This window comes from Pantoea sp. LMR881 (assembly GCF_027157825.1).
Taxonomy (GTDB): Bacteria; Pseudomonadota; Gammaproteobacteria; order Enterobacterales; family Enterobacteriaceae; genus Pantoea; species Pantoea haifensis.
This window is the reverse complement of record NZ_JAPVOK010000004.1, coordinates 213,945-228,925: the sequence shown is the minus strand read 5'-3', so window position 1 is coordinate 228,925 and position 14,981 is coordinate 213,945. Positions and strand designations below refer to the sequence as shown.

Sequence of the window (14,981 nt, the reverse complement as noted above, 5' to 3'; positions counted from 1 at the left end):
GGCCTCCACGGCACCGTCGGGTCGTGGGCAAGAGTACCGCGCTGAACGACCTGTTACGCCAGCTGCGCGAGCGCGGCGATCGCGTCATCGTGTATGACAAGGCAATAATTTATCCCGGGACTTTTTACCGTCAGGATAAAGACCTCATCCTCAACCCCTTCGACGCGCGCTGACCCCGTGGGACCTGTGGGAAGAGTGCAAAACGGTAGGAGACTTTGAAAACTTTGCGACCTCGCTGCTTCCTGACAGCAGCGGCAACAGCGATCCGTTCTGGGTGTTGTCGGCGGGATCGCTGTTTGTAGTCACTGCGCGTGCCGCAAAAAACGACCCGCAGCGCATTGCGGAGCTAAGGAACAGTGCTGATGTCCATCAGCCCGGCGGACCTGCGCGCGTTTCTGGAGGGCATCGACGCGGCGAACCTGGTGGACGGCAGTATCGAGAAAACGGCGATGACCACCCGCAATCTCATTCATTCCTGACCACCTACGTCTGCTCGCTGCGCCACCCGCAGGGGCTCGATCAGGACGGCCGCCGTCCGTTCAATCCGCGACTGGCTGCACAATCGAAGACGCGAGCGGCGACAACCCGTGGATTTTCATCTCCAGCGACGGCCAGAACCACACAACGCGCTGAAGCCGCTGCTGAGCGCGTGGTCGGCGATACGTCCAGTATCCTGGCTCAGGGCCGACCGCAAACCGCCGCATCTGGATTTTTCTGGACGAGCTTGCCGTCCCTGCACAAGCTGCCCATTCTGCCGGAGTTCTGCGCCGAGGGCCGTAAGTTTGCGGCTGCACCGTCGCCGGCCCGCAGAACTCCCACAGCTGGAAGAAACCCACGGCACCAACGCGGCCAAATCCATCTGGGACTCCGCTGAACACCCGCGTCTTTACCGCGCGCCCAGCGGATCGATAGCGGACTGGGTGCAGAAGGAAATCGGCGAACAGCGACACAAGAAAATTTAAAGACCAGTACAGCTACGGCATCGACATCATCCGTGACGGCGGACAGTTCTCCAAAGACGAGGGTCAACGAGTTCCTGGGTCAGCTATTCCGACGTCCAGAGCCTCAACGACCTGGAGTGCTGCCATCACCCTGCCCGGCGAGTGGCTGGCGGTGCGCATGAAGCTGCCCCGAAGCCCTACCGCGAAATCGCCGGCGAGCGCATCCCGCACGACGGGGAAGACGTTTTTGACCCGGACATCGAGGCGACGCTTGCGGGCGAAACCGCCGACAACCAGGCCGGCCAGATTGTCGGGCGGCTGCCTGGTGACGCGACTGAAGCGGCAGCTCATGCAGAGGAACAGAACGCCGGTAATGTCGTGCCTGCTGCAGGTTCGCAGATGCGGCGCCCGCTGAAAACGCTACGGCACTTGCGGAAACGGCATCCTCCTCATCGGCGCATGGCAGCGGCTGCTGAAGCTGGCGGGCGCGTAACGGCGTTACCGCCGCCCGCAGCTCCGAAAGCCCGCCAGCAGCAGCCGCGCTGGCGCTCTCCTGCTCCAGCCCGCAGCAGAGAAAATCCTCCTGCGGCCGGTGGACGTTGTTAAACACCGCGACTTCGACCCTGACGATCGTTTTTGAGGTGACCGATGCTTTCGCAGTTTCCGCAGTTAAAACGCCGGGCAAGGCCGGCGCCTATTATGAACAATCGTAAGATAACTATTACTTTCTCGGCGAGCAGTCCACGGAGTGGTACGGGCACCGGCGCGGGACAAACGGCCTTGAGGGCCCGGTTAACGCGATACCTTCGTGGCGGTGCTGGAAGGCCAGCTGTCGGACGGCGTCATTACGCGCCGTATGGAGGCGGTCAACAAACACCGTCCGGGTTGGTGACCTGACTTTCTCCGCGCCTAAGAGTGCCTCGGTGCTCGCCCTCGTGACCGGGACACCCTTCCTGGTGGACGCACACAAGGAGGCGGTGTGCCGCACGCTGGACGAGGTGGAGAAACCGCCACCACGCGCACGATGACCGACGGCATCACCGAGATGGAGAAGACCGGCAACCTTGTGATCGCAACCTTTCATGCACGACACCAGCCGCAACCTGGACCCGGCGCGATGCACACGCATGCGGTTGTGGCCAACGCCACGCTCTCGCAAAACGGCTGGAAAACCTCTCCACTGATATTAACGCGCTAACAGGGTTTCACTGACGCCGCCTGGAACGAGCAGGTGAGCATCGGGGCGCTCTATCGCGGTCATTTCCGTTCCATCATCGAGCCCGCGGGCTACCAGACCGAGGACTCAGCCCAGCGGGAGTGGGGGATTACCGGCGTGTTCCTGCAGCTTCCTTTCTCTTGTCGGCAGGACATTCTCGATCCGTCGGCGACAACGCCACGGCAAAGCAGAAAAGCATGGCCGCGCTCGATCTCCCGGCAGGCCAAGCACTTTGAAGACTCGGAGACCCTGCACGAGCACTGGCAGACGGTCCCGAAAGATACCGGCTCTGACGCAGACGTTCGGGGAAGAACTGAGCAGAGCGCCGCCAGCAGCGTGAAACTAAAGCGCCGGCGAAGAGAAAAGGTGGCCACGCCATCTGTGCTGGACGGCGCGGTGCGGGAAGCCATTGATCGGCTGTCCTCGAAAAGCGTGCGTGTGACCTACGACGACGTGATGACCAGCGTGCTCAATCACGTGCCTGCCAGTGAAGGGAGTTACGGGCAGGCGCGCAAGGCCATTGATAACGCCATCGGGCGCGGCCAGCTGATCGCCGTAGACAAAAATCAGACGCTGTTCACCACCGCCGCCCACGTCCGCGACGAGGCGCGCCTGGCGCAGCTGGCCGCCGGGCTGGCGGAAAGCGCGCAGGCGGGGACGGGCGCCGGCGGGTGAACGGGGCGTGCTGGCAGGTGGCTGACGCCGACCGGGCCAGGTCGTTGATTGACGTGCGCGGCGGCACGCAGTTTATCAGCGACCTGGAACCGCAGCATCATGGCAATGGGCCAGCGAGAATAAGCGTCCGCGGATAGTGGTTGCCGCCGACGGCTGCGCGTAAGCGCCAGCTGGTGAGCTGGGGATAAGCCTGGCGTACATCTTATGACGGCGGAGGAGATGAGCTGCTGAGTTGCCGGCGCGCTCCGCTGGTGCTGGTCGCGGAGGCCGAGCGATTCAACACATCCGGGCTGCAATGACGTGCTGAAGACGGCGGCGCAGCACGACACGGCGCTACGCTGGTGACCGATACCTACGCACGGCGTACGGCAGGTTTTGCGTCGGAAGTGCTGAGCGCGGCGGGCGTAGCCAGTTTACCGCTTCACCGAAAACCGAAAACGCGCGTGACGATGGCAGAAGGACAGGTAGAGGACCGCTCAGCGTGGCGGCACGCTACTACGCGCAGGAAAAGGCGCAGAGGCGGGCGGTGTCGTTGCAGGCTGGCAATGCGCGCACGCGCGACCAGCTCACGACCCGACCCGGGAAATCCTTGCCGACGAGGGGCAGCTCGGTTCGCAGCTGGGCGAGGCCACGGTGCGGGGTGCCGAAAAAGTACTGGATGCAACCAGCTGAAACGACCGCAGCGTGTACCCGTGCGGGCATGGTGCTGGAGCATCACGAGGGTCAGGGTCAGAAAACGGTGTTTACCATCGCCGCGCGCGATGCTGGCATAACCCGCTGACCCTGAAAGACGAAAAGGGGCAGACGCAGGGCATGAGACGAGCAGCATCGACAGCCACACCGCTTTTACTGAGAAGAAGCTGGAGCTGCGGAAGGCGACAGCCAGCGCCACGGCCGATCTCTTCGGCAGCCGCGCCGTCAGCGGGGAGCGGCTGACCGTTACCGGCGTAAAGGCGGGGCGCTGGTTCTTATGACACCATCACGATGGAGAATGCAAAGGGCGATCGCATCAGCTCGACCGCAACGCGCCGCTCTACGCAGACTACGCCTACGCCGAGTCTTTGCGCCACGCGCCGCAATGAAGCGGGAAGCGTGGTGGCGGTGCTGGCGGCAGGGAGTGTGAACGACGCGACCGTCAACATGCTGCGCCGCAGCGGCTCGTACGTGATTGCATTCACCCCGCTGGACGAGGCGCCGCTCATCGGCCGCCGCCTGGAGGAAAACTGGCCTGGTGGAACAGCGTACGCAGGCATCAAATCACTCGCCGGACAAAGCGAGCTGACGGACGCCCTGCGCGAGCTGAGTCCCGGAAGATGTCGCAGCTGAGCGCGATGCGGCTGGCCATCGAGAAAGCCACCGGCACCGACGACGTTCACGGGCGTCCGGGCGCTGGCCGGGGTGATAAGCGCAGACTGCAGCATTACGCCGGCGCGCGCAGAGTAGGAGGAGCTCACTTTGGCTGGTGCAGCGCGGGGAGATTTTTGCACTCAGCGCGGAGCAGGGCGCGGCCGGGGAAGTACATCTCGCGCGAGAACTTTGAGAACGAGGTGTGTCCATCCTGCGCCACGTCGCTGAGCAAAAGCAGCGTGGAACCTCTCCTGCTGTCCGGTAGCGTCGAACGGGGAGAGTGCTGCGCTCATTGACGTACAGCGAGAGGCGGGCAACCTCATTCTGACCAATTATGATCGCTTTATGCCGCCATTCAGGGGCTATGCCGGCGTGGGAAAACCACGCAGTTCCGCACCGTGGCAGCCGCACTCGCCGCCGCAGACAACGCCCCGGACATTCGCGGGTTGGCGCCCACTACGGCGCCGTCAACGAACTGTCTGACGCGGGTATCCCGGCGCAGACCATTGCCAGCTTTCTGAGCGAAAGCAGCCAGTGGCAGGCCGCCGGACAGGCGCGCGACTTCCAACACCGTGTTCGTCTATCGATGAATCCTCCATGAACGGCAACGCCCAGCTGGCCTGCCTAATGAACGTGATCGCTGCGGAAGGCGGCGGACGCTGTGCCGAGCGGGGGGACCGGGACCAGCTGAAGTCGCTGGAGTCCGGCGCCCCGTTTGCATCTGGCTCCTGAGCGCAGCGCCGACGTCGCGGTGATGAAGGAAATCGTGCGTCAGATCCCTCTGCGCTCAGGCCTCGCCGTGGAGGCGGTTATTGCCGGCAACGCGTGGGAGGCGGTGCGCATCACAGCGGACACCAGCCCGCAGAGCGTGCTGCGCCAGCCGGGCGCATACGTTCCGGAGAGCAGCGCAATGGACGGGAGCAAGCTGGTACAGGCGGCAGGGCCTGCAGGCGGGGAGGCCGAAAACCGACCCGACTGGGAATGATTGCCGACGACTACGCCGGCCGGACGCCGGAGGCGCGCGAGAACACGCGCTTATCGTGGCGGAGCTCAACGCCGACCGCGCAGGTTACTTCAACGAGCGCCGTGCATAACCGGCCGCAGGCGCAGGGCGCGCTGGGTGATAGACGCTCACGGTGCCGCTGCTGGTACGCGTCAACAACAGCAATGCCGATCTGGGCCGGCAAAAGTTCTGGGAGGCGCAGGAGGGCAACGTGGTGCGTCGGGGCGAGCAGTATTACCGGGGTCGGAGAAACTGATACGGAGAGCGGTGGTACGCATGACGGTCTTGATGGCGCGCCGGACCGTTGATCAATCCCGCCGAGATGCGCAAGGAGGACGTGGCGGTGTTTGAGGAGGTCACGCGACATCAGCCCGGGCGAAAATCCGCCTGACCGCGACGGACCGCGACCGCAACGTGCGCGCCAGCGACATGGCCGGGTATCAGGCATTACGGAGGAGGGAAAATTCTCATCGATACCTGCGACCGGCAACGTGCTTTCGATCCGCCGCCGCACACTATGGCGAGCCGATCCTCATGGACCACGGTCTACGCTGTCAACACCCAAGAAGCTCGCAGGGCGCGTCCGTGAAGTACCTCAGTCGGTCTCTTGGCGAAGAGGGAGCTGAGGGCGGATGGCGGCGATGGACAGTACCGACGTAGAGCTTTTTGGAGGCCAGTGCGTGAAGCACGTTCAGACCTACTTGACAACCTGTCTGGCTGGGCGGTTGCGTGGAGAGTAAAGCGGACTGCGCTGACAGTGCATGACGTGCTGGATGCGGGCGGGAAGACGTGCGGGCTGACCGGGAGATACAGGCGCGGGGACAAAGCCTGTCGGTATCCGGGCACGCGCCTGGCAGACCGGGTCGATCAGGACCTCACGGCGACGCGCGCTTTATGGCCGGGAAAACGTCGGAAAATGCTCTGGCTGGTTATCAACGAGCACGGCTGTCAGCGCGGGAACTGGCACGTTCCGGGTGTCGCCCTCCAGCGGGAGGCGGATTTGCGACCGCCCACTGGCGAAGGGGCAGCGGACGGCAGCCGCATTGTGCTGCAGCGCGGGGAAAAGCACGGAAAGGCGAAGCCGCCGGATGTCGCGGAGACGCTCTGCGCGCGATGAAGGGACAACCCGGAAAGCCCTGTCGTGCTGCTGCTGACCACAGTGAACGGCACGCAAAGCGCTGCGCTGCGATAGCGGCAACCGCCGCTGCATCCGGAGGCGAAGAGCTGGACCACCCGAAGCCGGGACGCTCTGGAGAAAGCCGTTGGGCTGCGCTGGGTCAGGAGGAGAAGGTGCCGGAGCCGGCAGTACAGGATGACGGGCAGGGGAGGCACCGGCGGACAAAGACCGCGAACGCGAAGTCGCGCTGGCAGCGGCGCTGGAAGAGCTGCAGGAAGAGGAGACATTTGATTACCGCGACTACGACCCGTCGCCGGGAGCGTGAGGACCGGGCAATGATGAACGACGAAGTGAACGTGATGCGCCACAAGCCCAGCAAACCTGAGCCTGAGTTTGGCCATAAACCTCAAAGACCCCCGAGGGCCCGGCCCTATGACTTTTTGCTGATTGCGGCCACCGGGCAGTTTCCCTGATGATGCTGATACCTGGTGCCTGAGTTCCGGCTGAAGGCACGCTGCTTCGCCGCTGGAGTAAGGGCGGCGGTGGAGTCTTGCTGCAGTGAAACCGAAGCTGAATCAACGGGGGCGGTCTTGGAGAATTTCTCTTGCAGCGCATAGCCTGACGGACGCCGCAAACGGCGCGCATCCGGGAGATGCACACCGCCCGGGCATGATGCCGGTGACCCTGCTGCCGCATCCGCAGCTGGTCACGCGTGAAAAGGGACGCTTTGGGCGGGGCGCAATCCTGGCGTCCAGTGTTTGTGCACGGGCGTGAGCGCGCTTATCACGCCGCCGCTGGCCGGTATGGCCATGCATAACATGAGTCTGTGGCTGCCGCCCTTTCTGAATACGGCGGTATTTTTCGCCGGGCCTGCAGCTGCTGCGCTATGCGTATTCAGACCTAGGACTGATGAACGTACTTGTCACAGGAAAAGCTGATTGAATAAAGGGTTGCCGTTCCGGTGCTTGGTGCGGTATGGTTATAAGGTCTGGTATACAGTTTAAAGGGAGGTTTACTGAGTGAAAGATGCAGAATTTAGCAAAAGAAAAAAGGCCTATGCGCTGATGGCTGCAACCGGCCTGCGCAGAAGCCAGCGTATCCCTGCTACCTATCGGCTACTGTGGTGGCTGGGCATAAAGAAGCGGCCGGCACTTTTGCCAGTTTTTGGAGCAACCTTGATCCTGCTGGGTGGTTACTATGCGTGTTCTGGGGATGGATGATGTGGTTTATCACATGGCAATCACGGGGGTACAGCCCGCTGGCCAGCGTAATAACAGCGCTGGCTGCCGGCCTGTTATTTGGGCTCATCATGGCGAGTATTTTACGAAGGCGCCGAAAAGCCAAATGTCTGCCGGACTGGGAGCAGCTTTAACTCTCCTTTACCAAGCTTAAAACGGCCTGCCGCCCTGCGGTTGCCGGTCCGTCGCGTCCAGGATTGAAAATCCCAAACGCTCCCGCCCCTCAAATGAGACATTTAATATGGCTTGGATTAGGGAAGTTCTTATGCTTACTGCGTACTTAATCAGGTATATAAACTCCAGACGTGAAAGTAAATCCTGCATGCCCGAAACCATTAAATAGTTGCTGTTTTCTCACATACAGTCAGGTGCTGTTGTTCTTGAGCATAGCCACAGCATCAGTTCCCTCCATCTGAAACTGCACCCGGTGCCGGGCCGCCACGTCCAGCGCAAACACCCGCGTGTATATCTCGGTAGACTTGGCGCTCTTGTGTCCCAGCAGGCTCTGCAGCGCCTTGAGCGGTATGCCTGCGTATAACATGTGCATGGCGTAACTGTGCCGGAAGGTATGCAGCGTCACCGGGATTGAAAACGTTACGCCCTCTGACGCCGCCGCCTCAACCGCCTCATTCAGCCAGGTTCGGGCGGTGCGATCGGTTACCTCCCACAGCCGGACCTTTTCCGTCCGGCCTGTCTTCTCGCTGCGCCGCTCGAGCGGAATCCGCAGGGTGGCGATCATCATCTCCAGCTGCGTCACGTACTGAGCGTCGGAAAGGGGCACCAGGCGATGCGTCACGGTCCCCGCAGGCAGGCGTCCGGCACGGCGCTCCGCCTTTTCCTCACGTTGCTTCAGCGTGGCCAGTTGCACGAACGGATACTGCTGGCGCAGCAGAAAGTCCCCTCTGGTCAGCGCCAGCGCCTCGCTGATGCGCGCGCCGGTGTTCCATAGGGTGGTGAACAGCATCTTGCGGCGCAGGTCGGGCATGAAGTGGAGCAGGGCGCTGACCTCCGGTGCCAGCAGGTATTTTGGCAGGTCGTCAACGAGGGCGGCCATCTGACGCAGGGCCAGAGCCGCGGGATAATCGATGGCCACAGGTAGATGCGCAGGCGGCGTGGCGTAGCCGTATGAAACGAGTCCGGTCATGTTCGATCCCTTCTTCATTATCAGATGCCTGCGAGCTGCTTACTGCGACGGGTATGCTGAGTTCTGACATCATTTTGTAGTGGCTGCGTGCGTGGCGCAAATCGGTGTCGATAATCCGGGCTCGCACGATGGACAGCGTCCGCCATGCTGACCAGGGTGCACTGACAGTTCATCTTCCGGCATTGAGCAAAGACGTCTGAGTTCCCGCGAAAGACGTATTGCACGAAGCCCAAGCCTGCAGGACTGTTTATTAAGTTCATACAGACCGTCATCACCATCCCGGGGGAGTCGTTATTAAACGCGGCAGCTACCGACTTGCGCGCTTCTTCCTGTAAAACCGGGATCTGAATCAACCGATACATGAGATCCTGCGGCAGTGAGCGCCAGTCACCAGTAATGGATGAGTAGTCGATGTCTGGCAAATCGTGCGTCACCTGAATGTAGCCTGATTCATGATCGTAATAACCTGACTCATAAGCAGCCGGGGCGCATCGCTGGGAAAATCTTTCCAACATAAACACCAGCTCGGTGCCTATGAAGTAACGCTCTCTTATCTGCTTACCTTCGGCTGCCGCCTTTTCACGCTTAAGCGTAAACCGGTGCGTCAGCATTACGGCCGCAATCGCCGCGCCAGCGGTGATCAAACCGGTGGCCACGTTCCCCCATATTCCGGCCCCCTGATTAATCACCTGAACCGTGACCGGGTGAGTTACAGCTGCCGCCACACTGTCAGCGATCTGCTCGGTTCGCATCAGTTTTCCTTTGTTGAAGCGTAAGCTCGTTACAACCAAAACATGCATAACATGTCACCTGTTAAGTGAGTGTTCAGCTACATAACTGAGAATTCTAAGGGGCACTCACGAACTGATAGTTCTTGGTTAAGAGTCAGGACGGTTCTATTGTCATTCTCTGGAACATCCACTCTCCGGTCACGGCCTGACCCGTTGCTGCAATCGCACTTTTCTGTCTGAAGACAACGGTTAATGCTGCAGGCCAGATTTCCCAAGCTTTCTTCTCGTCAGACCACATTGCCAACGTACGGTTGTCGTCAGAGACGATGATGCGTGTGACTGGCAGATGACCGAACCGTTCTTCGTGATACCAGAGACCTGTGTGGCCCAACACACGAAGAATATCGATGACTTCTTCAAGCACCCATTTAGTTTCTTTGTTCATTATTGATTTCCTTATCATTAGATATAAATTAGTTATTAATATTTATTATTTCAGAAGAGACATTCCATTGCCCTTTGTAAAATATTCCACTGCTAACAGTCACTCACGAAATTATCTGACCGGTGTCAATGAAAGATCCGGTTTATTCCTTCATAGGGGATTTTGCGGAAACCATAAAGCATGAAAAAATGCAGTGATGAGCAGCAGGTGAGTTACGAATCAGGTATGTGAAAAAATCCTGTAACACACTGTATAGTATAGCACAAATTTTCATTTTGTTCCAAAAATAACCGATATCTTTTTAAGATCCGGTTCTTACAGAAACCGGATCCCGTAAAAGCAGCTGAACATAAAATATACTTATGGTGTAAATTGGTATTAATTTATCCCGGAATCGAATTTACCACCCATCTTGATTAATGTTATCCTAAAAACAATAAAGATACTGCTAGGTGTTATTAGTATAATAATCAGAGAAAAGGATGTATATGATTAAGAAAGGTAACGCTCAGCCTGATCCGGACATCCCAACTGGCGAACTGAGCACTTCGATGAACATAAAGAATATGCAGCCGGCTACGGTCCAGAATCTGGAAAGAATCTCTGCGGCAATGAGAATCGCGCGCTCCGCGATGGCGCGCACCATCATGGACGTCACGATGCAGGATCCGCTGCGCCTGTTCTGCATATCCAGCAGCCTGTGTGACGCGCTCGATCAGGAGGTAGCCCGCGCGGCGGGCGCCACCCTGAAGCAGGACTGGTTCGACGCTGACTGGCCCCGGACCACTAACGCGGCCTGGTGCAGCATTCTCGGGCTTGAGTCTGAAGATGACATGAACGAAGTGCTGCTGCGCGCGGCTCCGGCGCTTTCGCTGCGCGCCAGGCAGACGCTGCAGTATGCCGTATGGATCCCCCGGGGCATAGCCATGACGTTTGCGCTGTTTGTTGAAACGTCGCTGCGGGGGATCGATACCCTGATGCGCGCCTACCGCGAAATCCTTTCGCCTGCAGGTATCGGTCTTGCAACGGTGCTGCGCGACGCAAGTGAAATCCGCCAGGCCCTGCTGGCGCCGCCGCTGATGCTGAACGGCCCGGCCGGCGCGCTGGGTAAATACTGCCGGTGTGATATTTTCAGTCCGCCAGACTATCAGCACGGCGCATGGCGCGCGATCGTGACGTTGGATGCCCTGAAAACCCGTAATGTGCGGAACGCGGCCACGCGGCAGTTTGAACTGCCGGTTCTGGAGAGAAGGCTTATTACCCCCGATGGTCCGTACGGCCTAGCCGTACCTGATGGGGAAGGCTGGAAAATGGGGTTCTGTTTCCGGGAAGGGCGCGCAGAACTGCACCTTTATTCGAACGGAATAGCTGAGGGTGAAAATCCCGTGACGCTGCAGGAGGTCGCGGAGACCCTGTGCGCCGGGGTCGACAGTATCTTCAGCGGCCATGACGGCGATGCACACCCGTGACGGGCGGCCAGGGAAGGTTACGGAGCGCAGAAACGAGGAAGGCCCACCATAGGTGGGCCTTCAGTAACGCTTTGCCTGTGATGCAGCGCGACTAGAACCAGTTAAGGGGAAGTTAGCGCTGCAGGCGGATTCCGATTAATAATACAGGATGCGGTAAAATGCGTCAACCTGATATCACGCACCAGATTACCGGCTAAAGGAGCTGCAATGCCATTCAACACGCCGCTGAACGCCGTTCTGCCGCTGATTTCGAGTCCGCGGCTGGGGAGTTACATTGTCACATTTAAACCCGTTCACGACCACGAACTTTACGGGATTTACGTCTGGAGCCAGCTGGCAGCTGGCGCAATTTACCCCGCTGCAGAACCTGGAAATAACCCTGCGCAACGCCGTCGACACCGAGGCGACCCGACGGTTCGGGCAGAAGTGGTGGGACAATACCGCGCTTGGCTGCGCAAAGCCCATCGCCGGCACGGCCTTTTACGGTAAAATTGACAGAGCCATCCGTAATCTGGACGACGCATGGAAAAAGCAGCAGAAAAAGAACAAGCAGCGCCCTTATCCGCTGCCGCAGTGGAGCCATGATCAGATCGTGGCGGCGACCGACTTCAGCGCCTGGCACTTTATCCTCAACAATGACTTTGCCGCGCCTAACAGCGGAAAAAACCGGAGCTTTCTGTGGCCGATATCCACCGGGCGCGTGTTCCGGCTTTACAACAGCATTTCACCTGCTGAAAAAAACGCCCGGCAAAAAATCCAGGATCTGATCGTGGAACTCAGGGAGTACCGCAACCGGCTTTTTCATCATGAGCCCCTGTGGATCAAGGCACCAAACGTGACGGATGCCGCAACGGCCATCGACACCATCCGCACCAAAATACGCAAAGCGGAGTCGCTTATCCGCGTCATTGAGCCGGACAAACACGCCATTATGGAAAAAATGGGTCTTTTCAGCCACGCGCTGCGCATCTGCTCGGTTCAGGAGCTGGAAATTCACAGTTTCAGCAGGCAGTTCTGTCTTTTGACTCGCCGGCAGAAACGAAATCTGCGGGGCGTGGTGAACGCAGCCGGCTCATGCAATCAATCTCAGATATTTGAATACGACAGCAGGATTTACGCGCTGCATCCGGTCCGCTGAGGGAAAGGCCGCGGGCGTAACCCGCGGTAAGCTATGCCACGCGGCCACCGTAAATGACGCTCAGCGCACGGCGTGAGTAGGCGAGCAGCTCCCCGGGTTCGACGTTTTCAGCTCCGGCGGCCGCGTTCGTGTCGTGGTGAAACTTGCCGGCATAGCTGTTGATTTCATTGAGCTCGTCAACCAGCGTGGCGGCGTGGCAGAGCGGACTGTCAGAGCCTGCCCCGGCAATTTTTCTTACAATCTCACCAAAAAGCAGCCCCGGCGCTACGTGTCCAGGATAACGCCGGTGCAGATAACCTTCCAGCAGCGGTCGGATAGCGGTTGCTACTTCGCGTGCGACATAGTTCTCTCCGGCCAGGTAGCCACTGACCAGCCTGTGGTTGCTGTAATAGGCGGACTCACATTCGCGATCCACGTCCAGCGTTGCAAAATGACTGTGGTCTCCTGAGCATGCACAATGCGCATGCAGGCCACGTTCTGCGATTCCTTTTTCTTTTCAAACTCGTCGAGCAGGGATTTCAGAAAGTACATATCGTGCGCCATGACGATGAGCTGCCGGCTGCCATCATAAACTTTTTGAGCACGCTCAGGGTCTGGGTGCGGCGGTGTTTATCCAAGCTGCACATGGGGTCGTCAATCACTACGATTTTATTCTGCAGCCCGGGATCGCTTACCACCACCGCAATGAAAAAGGCAAAGGCAAGCGTGCGCTTGTCGCCTTCGCTCAGGGACGTTCTGAAAGAGGATGCCTCGCCGCTCAGGGCCAGTTTTTCACCGCGCAGCTCAATGGCATATTCTGATTTGGGCTCACCGCCGCCGCTGTAGTTGTAGCTGATTTCCCGGATACTGAATCGCGCGCCAAAGTTTATCAGCAGCTTGTTGATAGTCTGTTCATACTGCCCGAGCGTATTGCGCATGATGGCGCTCAGAGCCTCCCGTCGCGCTTCCTTTTCATCCAGCGCCAGCTTTTCCGCCGCCTTAGCCTGCTCACAGGATTCGATCAGTGCGATAACCTCAGTTGAAAACCGCTTCTGCCTTTCGTTGAGCTCATTCAGCCGCGCACGCAGCTGCGCAACAGGAAGCTGACCCAGCTGTTCACGAAATTCAGCAATACGCGCGTTGGCGATGGTCACGCTGACATTAAATCCGTCCAGCGGATCATTAATTGCATCCAGCAGCGCAGTGCAGCGATCAGCTAGCATTTTATCCAGGGCCGTCAGCGGGGAGATTTTTTCTGCACAACAAGCTGCGTGAGTAGCGCATCAAGCTCTTCATAACGTGCTTTAATCTGCTCCAGATTGGGCAACTCAACCTTTAAGTCGAGTTCACCGGCCCAGAGATCGGTTATCGCCTCTGCCTGCTCTATGCGGCTCTGAAGCAGCGGTAAGTTCAGCGTCCCCATGACGCGCCCTTTCAGGTCATCTAGGGTGGCAACCTGGCCAGTAAGCCTGCTGAATGCCTCATCAAAGCACTCGCGATAGTAGTCAATGAGGGCGATTCCATTCAGGCTTTGCGTACAGAAAGGGCATGTTTCATTTTTAATGAAGTTCAGCCCGTTGTGCGCCCAGCTTTTGAAATCCGCCGATTCGATATGATCCACATGGGCCCTGACGGCGTCTTCTGCCTGTGAGCTCAGCTCCTGATGGGTTGTGTTCAGAATTGCCAGCAGCCCGGCCAAATCGGGCCTGAAGCGGGCAAAGGAGTCATAGCCTTTACGAGTACGGATTGAGGCTAAGTTGTCCGCCTGACGAAGCTGTTGTTCAGTGGTGGCAATTTCTTCCAGCCGCTCCGGCAATCTTTTTCATACGCATGTACGCCGCAGGCGTTGCTTTGCCACGGTGTGGGGTCAGCTTGTCCTCGGCGGCTTTACGACTTCTTGTTTTCTCTGCGGCCGCATCCGTAGCGTCACTGAAGGCCTTCATCGCGCTGACGGCCTTCTCGCCCAGTGCAAAACTCAGCAGTCGCTTCCTGTGCGTCGCGTTAATCTCGCCGCCTGAATAAACGCTGCTTTCAACAAAATTAAGGTCGTAGACATGCGTGCCGTGATACTGCGCACTCCATTGCCCGGCAGTAAAGGCAGACCTGTTCCCCTGCGAAAACAGGAGCTCTGCGTACTGAGGCGTGGTTGATCCGATCGTGCGGCGGTTGAGCAGCAGCTGCGGCTGATTATCGCCGCAGGATTTGAGCAACGCCGCCAACGTTGATTTACCCCGACCGTTATCTGCGTATATCAGAGACAGCTTACGGAACGGAAAAGCAGAAGGCTTCGTATCGGCAAAGAGGCCGATGCTGGTTATTTTCTGAATTCTTTCTAACACGCAAATATCCTTATAAATCGTATTAAGCTGTTCTGACGGAGAGGCTGGACTAATTAACATTCTGGTTCGACAGCGTTCGTGTCTGCTCTTTTGCGCAAAGGCAGGGTCCTTACAGACAGGCTAATTACTTCTTAAACCTGCTTTGGGCAAAGACTCTGCATACGCTGTACCGGCATGAGCGGCTTCTATTACCGATTCG

The 14,981-nt window shown here is 58.7% G+C and carries 13 protein-coding genes and 3 pseudogenes; 9 read left to right on the top strand and 7 right to left on the bottom strand.

All coding sequences use genetic code 11. The features are described from left to right. Positions 1 to 23: 23 nt before the first annotated feature. The 7 genes and pseudogenes from O3W44_RS25140 to O3W44_RS25130 form a co-directional block, all read left to right on the top strand. Positions 24 to 340: pseudogene (locus O3W44_RS25140) on the top strand (type IV secretion system DNA-binding domain-containing protein); the annotation flags it as partial. 1,377 nt (positions 341 to 1,717) lie between these two features. Then, positions 1,718 to 2,139 (top strand): annotated as a pseudogene (locus O3W44_RS25135) (relaxase domain-containing protein); the annotation flags it as partial. A gap of 33 nt (positions 2,140 to 2,172) precedes the next feature. Beyond that, positions 2,173 to 2,832, top strand: a complete 660-nt coding sequence (locus tag O3W44_RS21685; protein WP_269294792.1) for a hypothetical protein — start codon at positions 2,173 to 2,175, stop codon at positions 2,830 to 2,832. A 658-nt stretch (positions 2,833 to 3,490) separates the two neighbouring features. Beyond that, positions 3,491 to 3,613 carry a hypothetical protein gene (locus O3W44_RS21680; RefSeq protein WP_269294791.1) on the top strand — a complete coding sequence of 41 codons (123 nt, stop codon included), beginning with the start codon at positions 3,491 to 3,493 and terminating at the stop codon, positions 3,611 to 3,613. A 314-nt stretch (positions 3,614 to 3,927) separates the two neighbouring features. Then, complete coding sequence (locus tag O3W44_RS21675) at positions 3,928 to 4,158, top strand: hypothetical protein (protein ID WP_269294790.1); 231 nt, start codon at positions 3,928 to 3,930, stop codon at positions 4,156 to 4,158. A gap of 736 nt (positions 4,159 to 4,894) precedes the next feature. Next, positions 4,895 to 5,164 carry a hypothetical protein gene (locus O3W44_RS21670; RefSeq protein WP_269294789.1) on the top strand — a complete coding sequence of 90 codons (270 nt, stop codon included), beginning with the start codon at positions 4,895 to 4,897 and terminating at the stop codon, positions 5,162 to 5,164. Between the two features lie 2,199 nt (positions 5,165 to 7,363). Then, a pseudogene (locus O3W44_RS25130) lies at positions 7,364 to 7,671 on the top strand (DUF6404 family protein). Positions 7,672 to 7,901: 230 nt separating this feature from the next. On the opposite strand, the gene O3W44_RS21660 reads toward O3W44_RS25130, so the two are convergent. From O3W44_RS21660 to O3W44_RS21650, 3 genes are all read right to left on the bottom strand, one after another. Continuing rightward, positions 7,902 to 8,681: a site-specific integrase gene (locus O3W44_RS21660; RefSeq protein ID WP_269294631.1), complete on the bottom strand. Its 780-nt coding sequence runs from the start codon at positions 8,679 to 8,681 to the stop codon at positions 7,902 to 7,904. A gap of 20 nt (positions 8,682 to 8,701) precedes the next feature. Next, complete coding sequence (locus O3W44_RS21655) at positions 8,702 to 9,481, bottom strand: hypothetical protein (RefSeq protein WP_269294787.1); 780 nt, start codon at positions 9,479 to 9,481, stop codon at positions 8,702 to 8,704. A gap of 85 nt (positions 9,482 to 9,566) precedes the next feature. Further along, entirely contained in the window at positions 9,567 to 9,857 is a 291-nt protein-coding gene (locus tag O3W44_RS21650; protein WP_269294629.1) for a hypothetical protein, read from the bottom strand. A 488-nt stretch (positions 9,858 to 10,345) separates the two neighbouring features. Between O3W44_RS21650 and O3W44_RS21645 the strand changes: the two genes are divergently transcribed. Both O3W44_RS21645 and O3W44_RS21640 read left to right on the top strand, forming a co-directional pair. After that, complete coding sequence (locus tag O3W44_RS21645; RefSeq protein WP_269294786.1) at positions 10,346 to 11,326, top strand: hypothetical protein; 981 nt, start codon at positions 10,346 to 10,348, stop codon at positions 11,324 to 11,326. 274 nt (positions 11,327 to 11,600) lie between these two features. After that, complete coding sequence (locus O3W44_RS21640; RefSeq protein ID WP_269294785.1) at positions 11,601 to 12,464, top strand: hypothetical protein; 864 nt, start codon at positions 11,601 to 11,603, stop codon at positions 12,462 to 12,464. 31 nt (positions 12,465 to 12,495) lie between these two features. On the opposite strand, the gene O3W44_RS21635 is transcribed toward O3W44_RS21640, so the two are convergent. The 4 genes from O3W44_RS21635 to O3W44_RS21620 form a co-directional block, all read right to left on the bottom strand. After that, the gene (locus O3W44_RS21635; protein WP_269294784.1) at positions 12,496 to 12,879 is read right to left on the bottom strand and encodes a hypothetical protein; all 384 of its coding nucleotides are present in this window, start codon (positions 12,877 to 12,879) and stop codon (positions 12,496 to 12,498) included. Between the two features lie 103 nt (positions 12,880 to 12,982). Continuing rightward, complete coding sequence (locus O3W44_RS21630) at positions 12,983 to 13,666, bottom strand: AAA family ATPase (protein WP_269294783.1); 684 nt, start codon at positions 13,664 to 13,666, stop codon at positions 12,983 to 12,985. A gap of 14 nt (positions 13,667 to 13,680) precedes the next feature. Beyond that, on the bottom strand, positions 13,681 to 14,259 hold the full coding sequence (locus tag O3W44_RS21625; protein WP_269294782.1) for a hypothetical protein: 579 nt from the start codon (positions 14,257 to 14,259) through the stop codon (positions 13,681 to 13,683). Continuing rightward, entirely contained in the window at positions 14,225 to 14,782 is a 558-nt protein-coding gene (locus O3W44_RS21620; protein WP_269294781.1) for a hypothetical protein, read from the bottom strand. The genes O3W44_RS21625 and O3W44_RS21620 overlap by 35 nt, the downstream gene beginning before the upstream one ends. Positions 14,783 to 14,981: the final 199 nt, after the last annotated feature.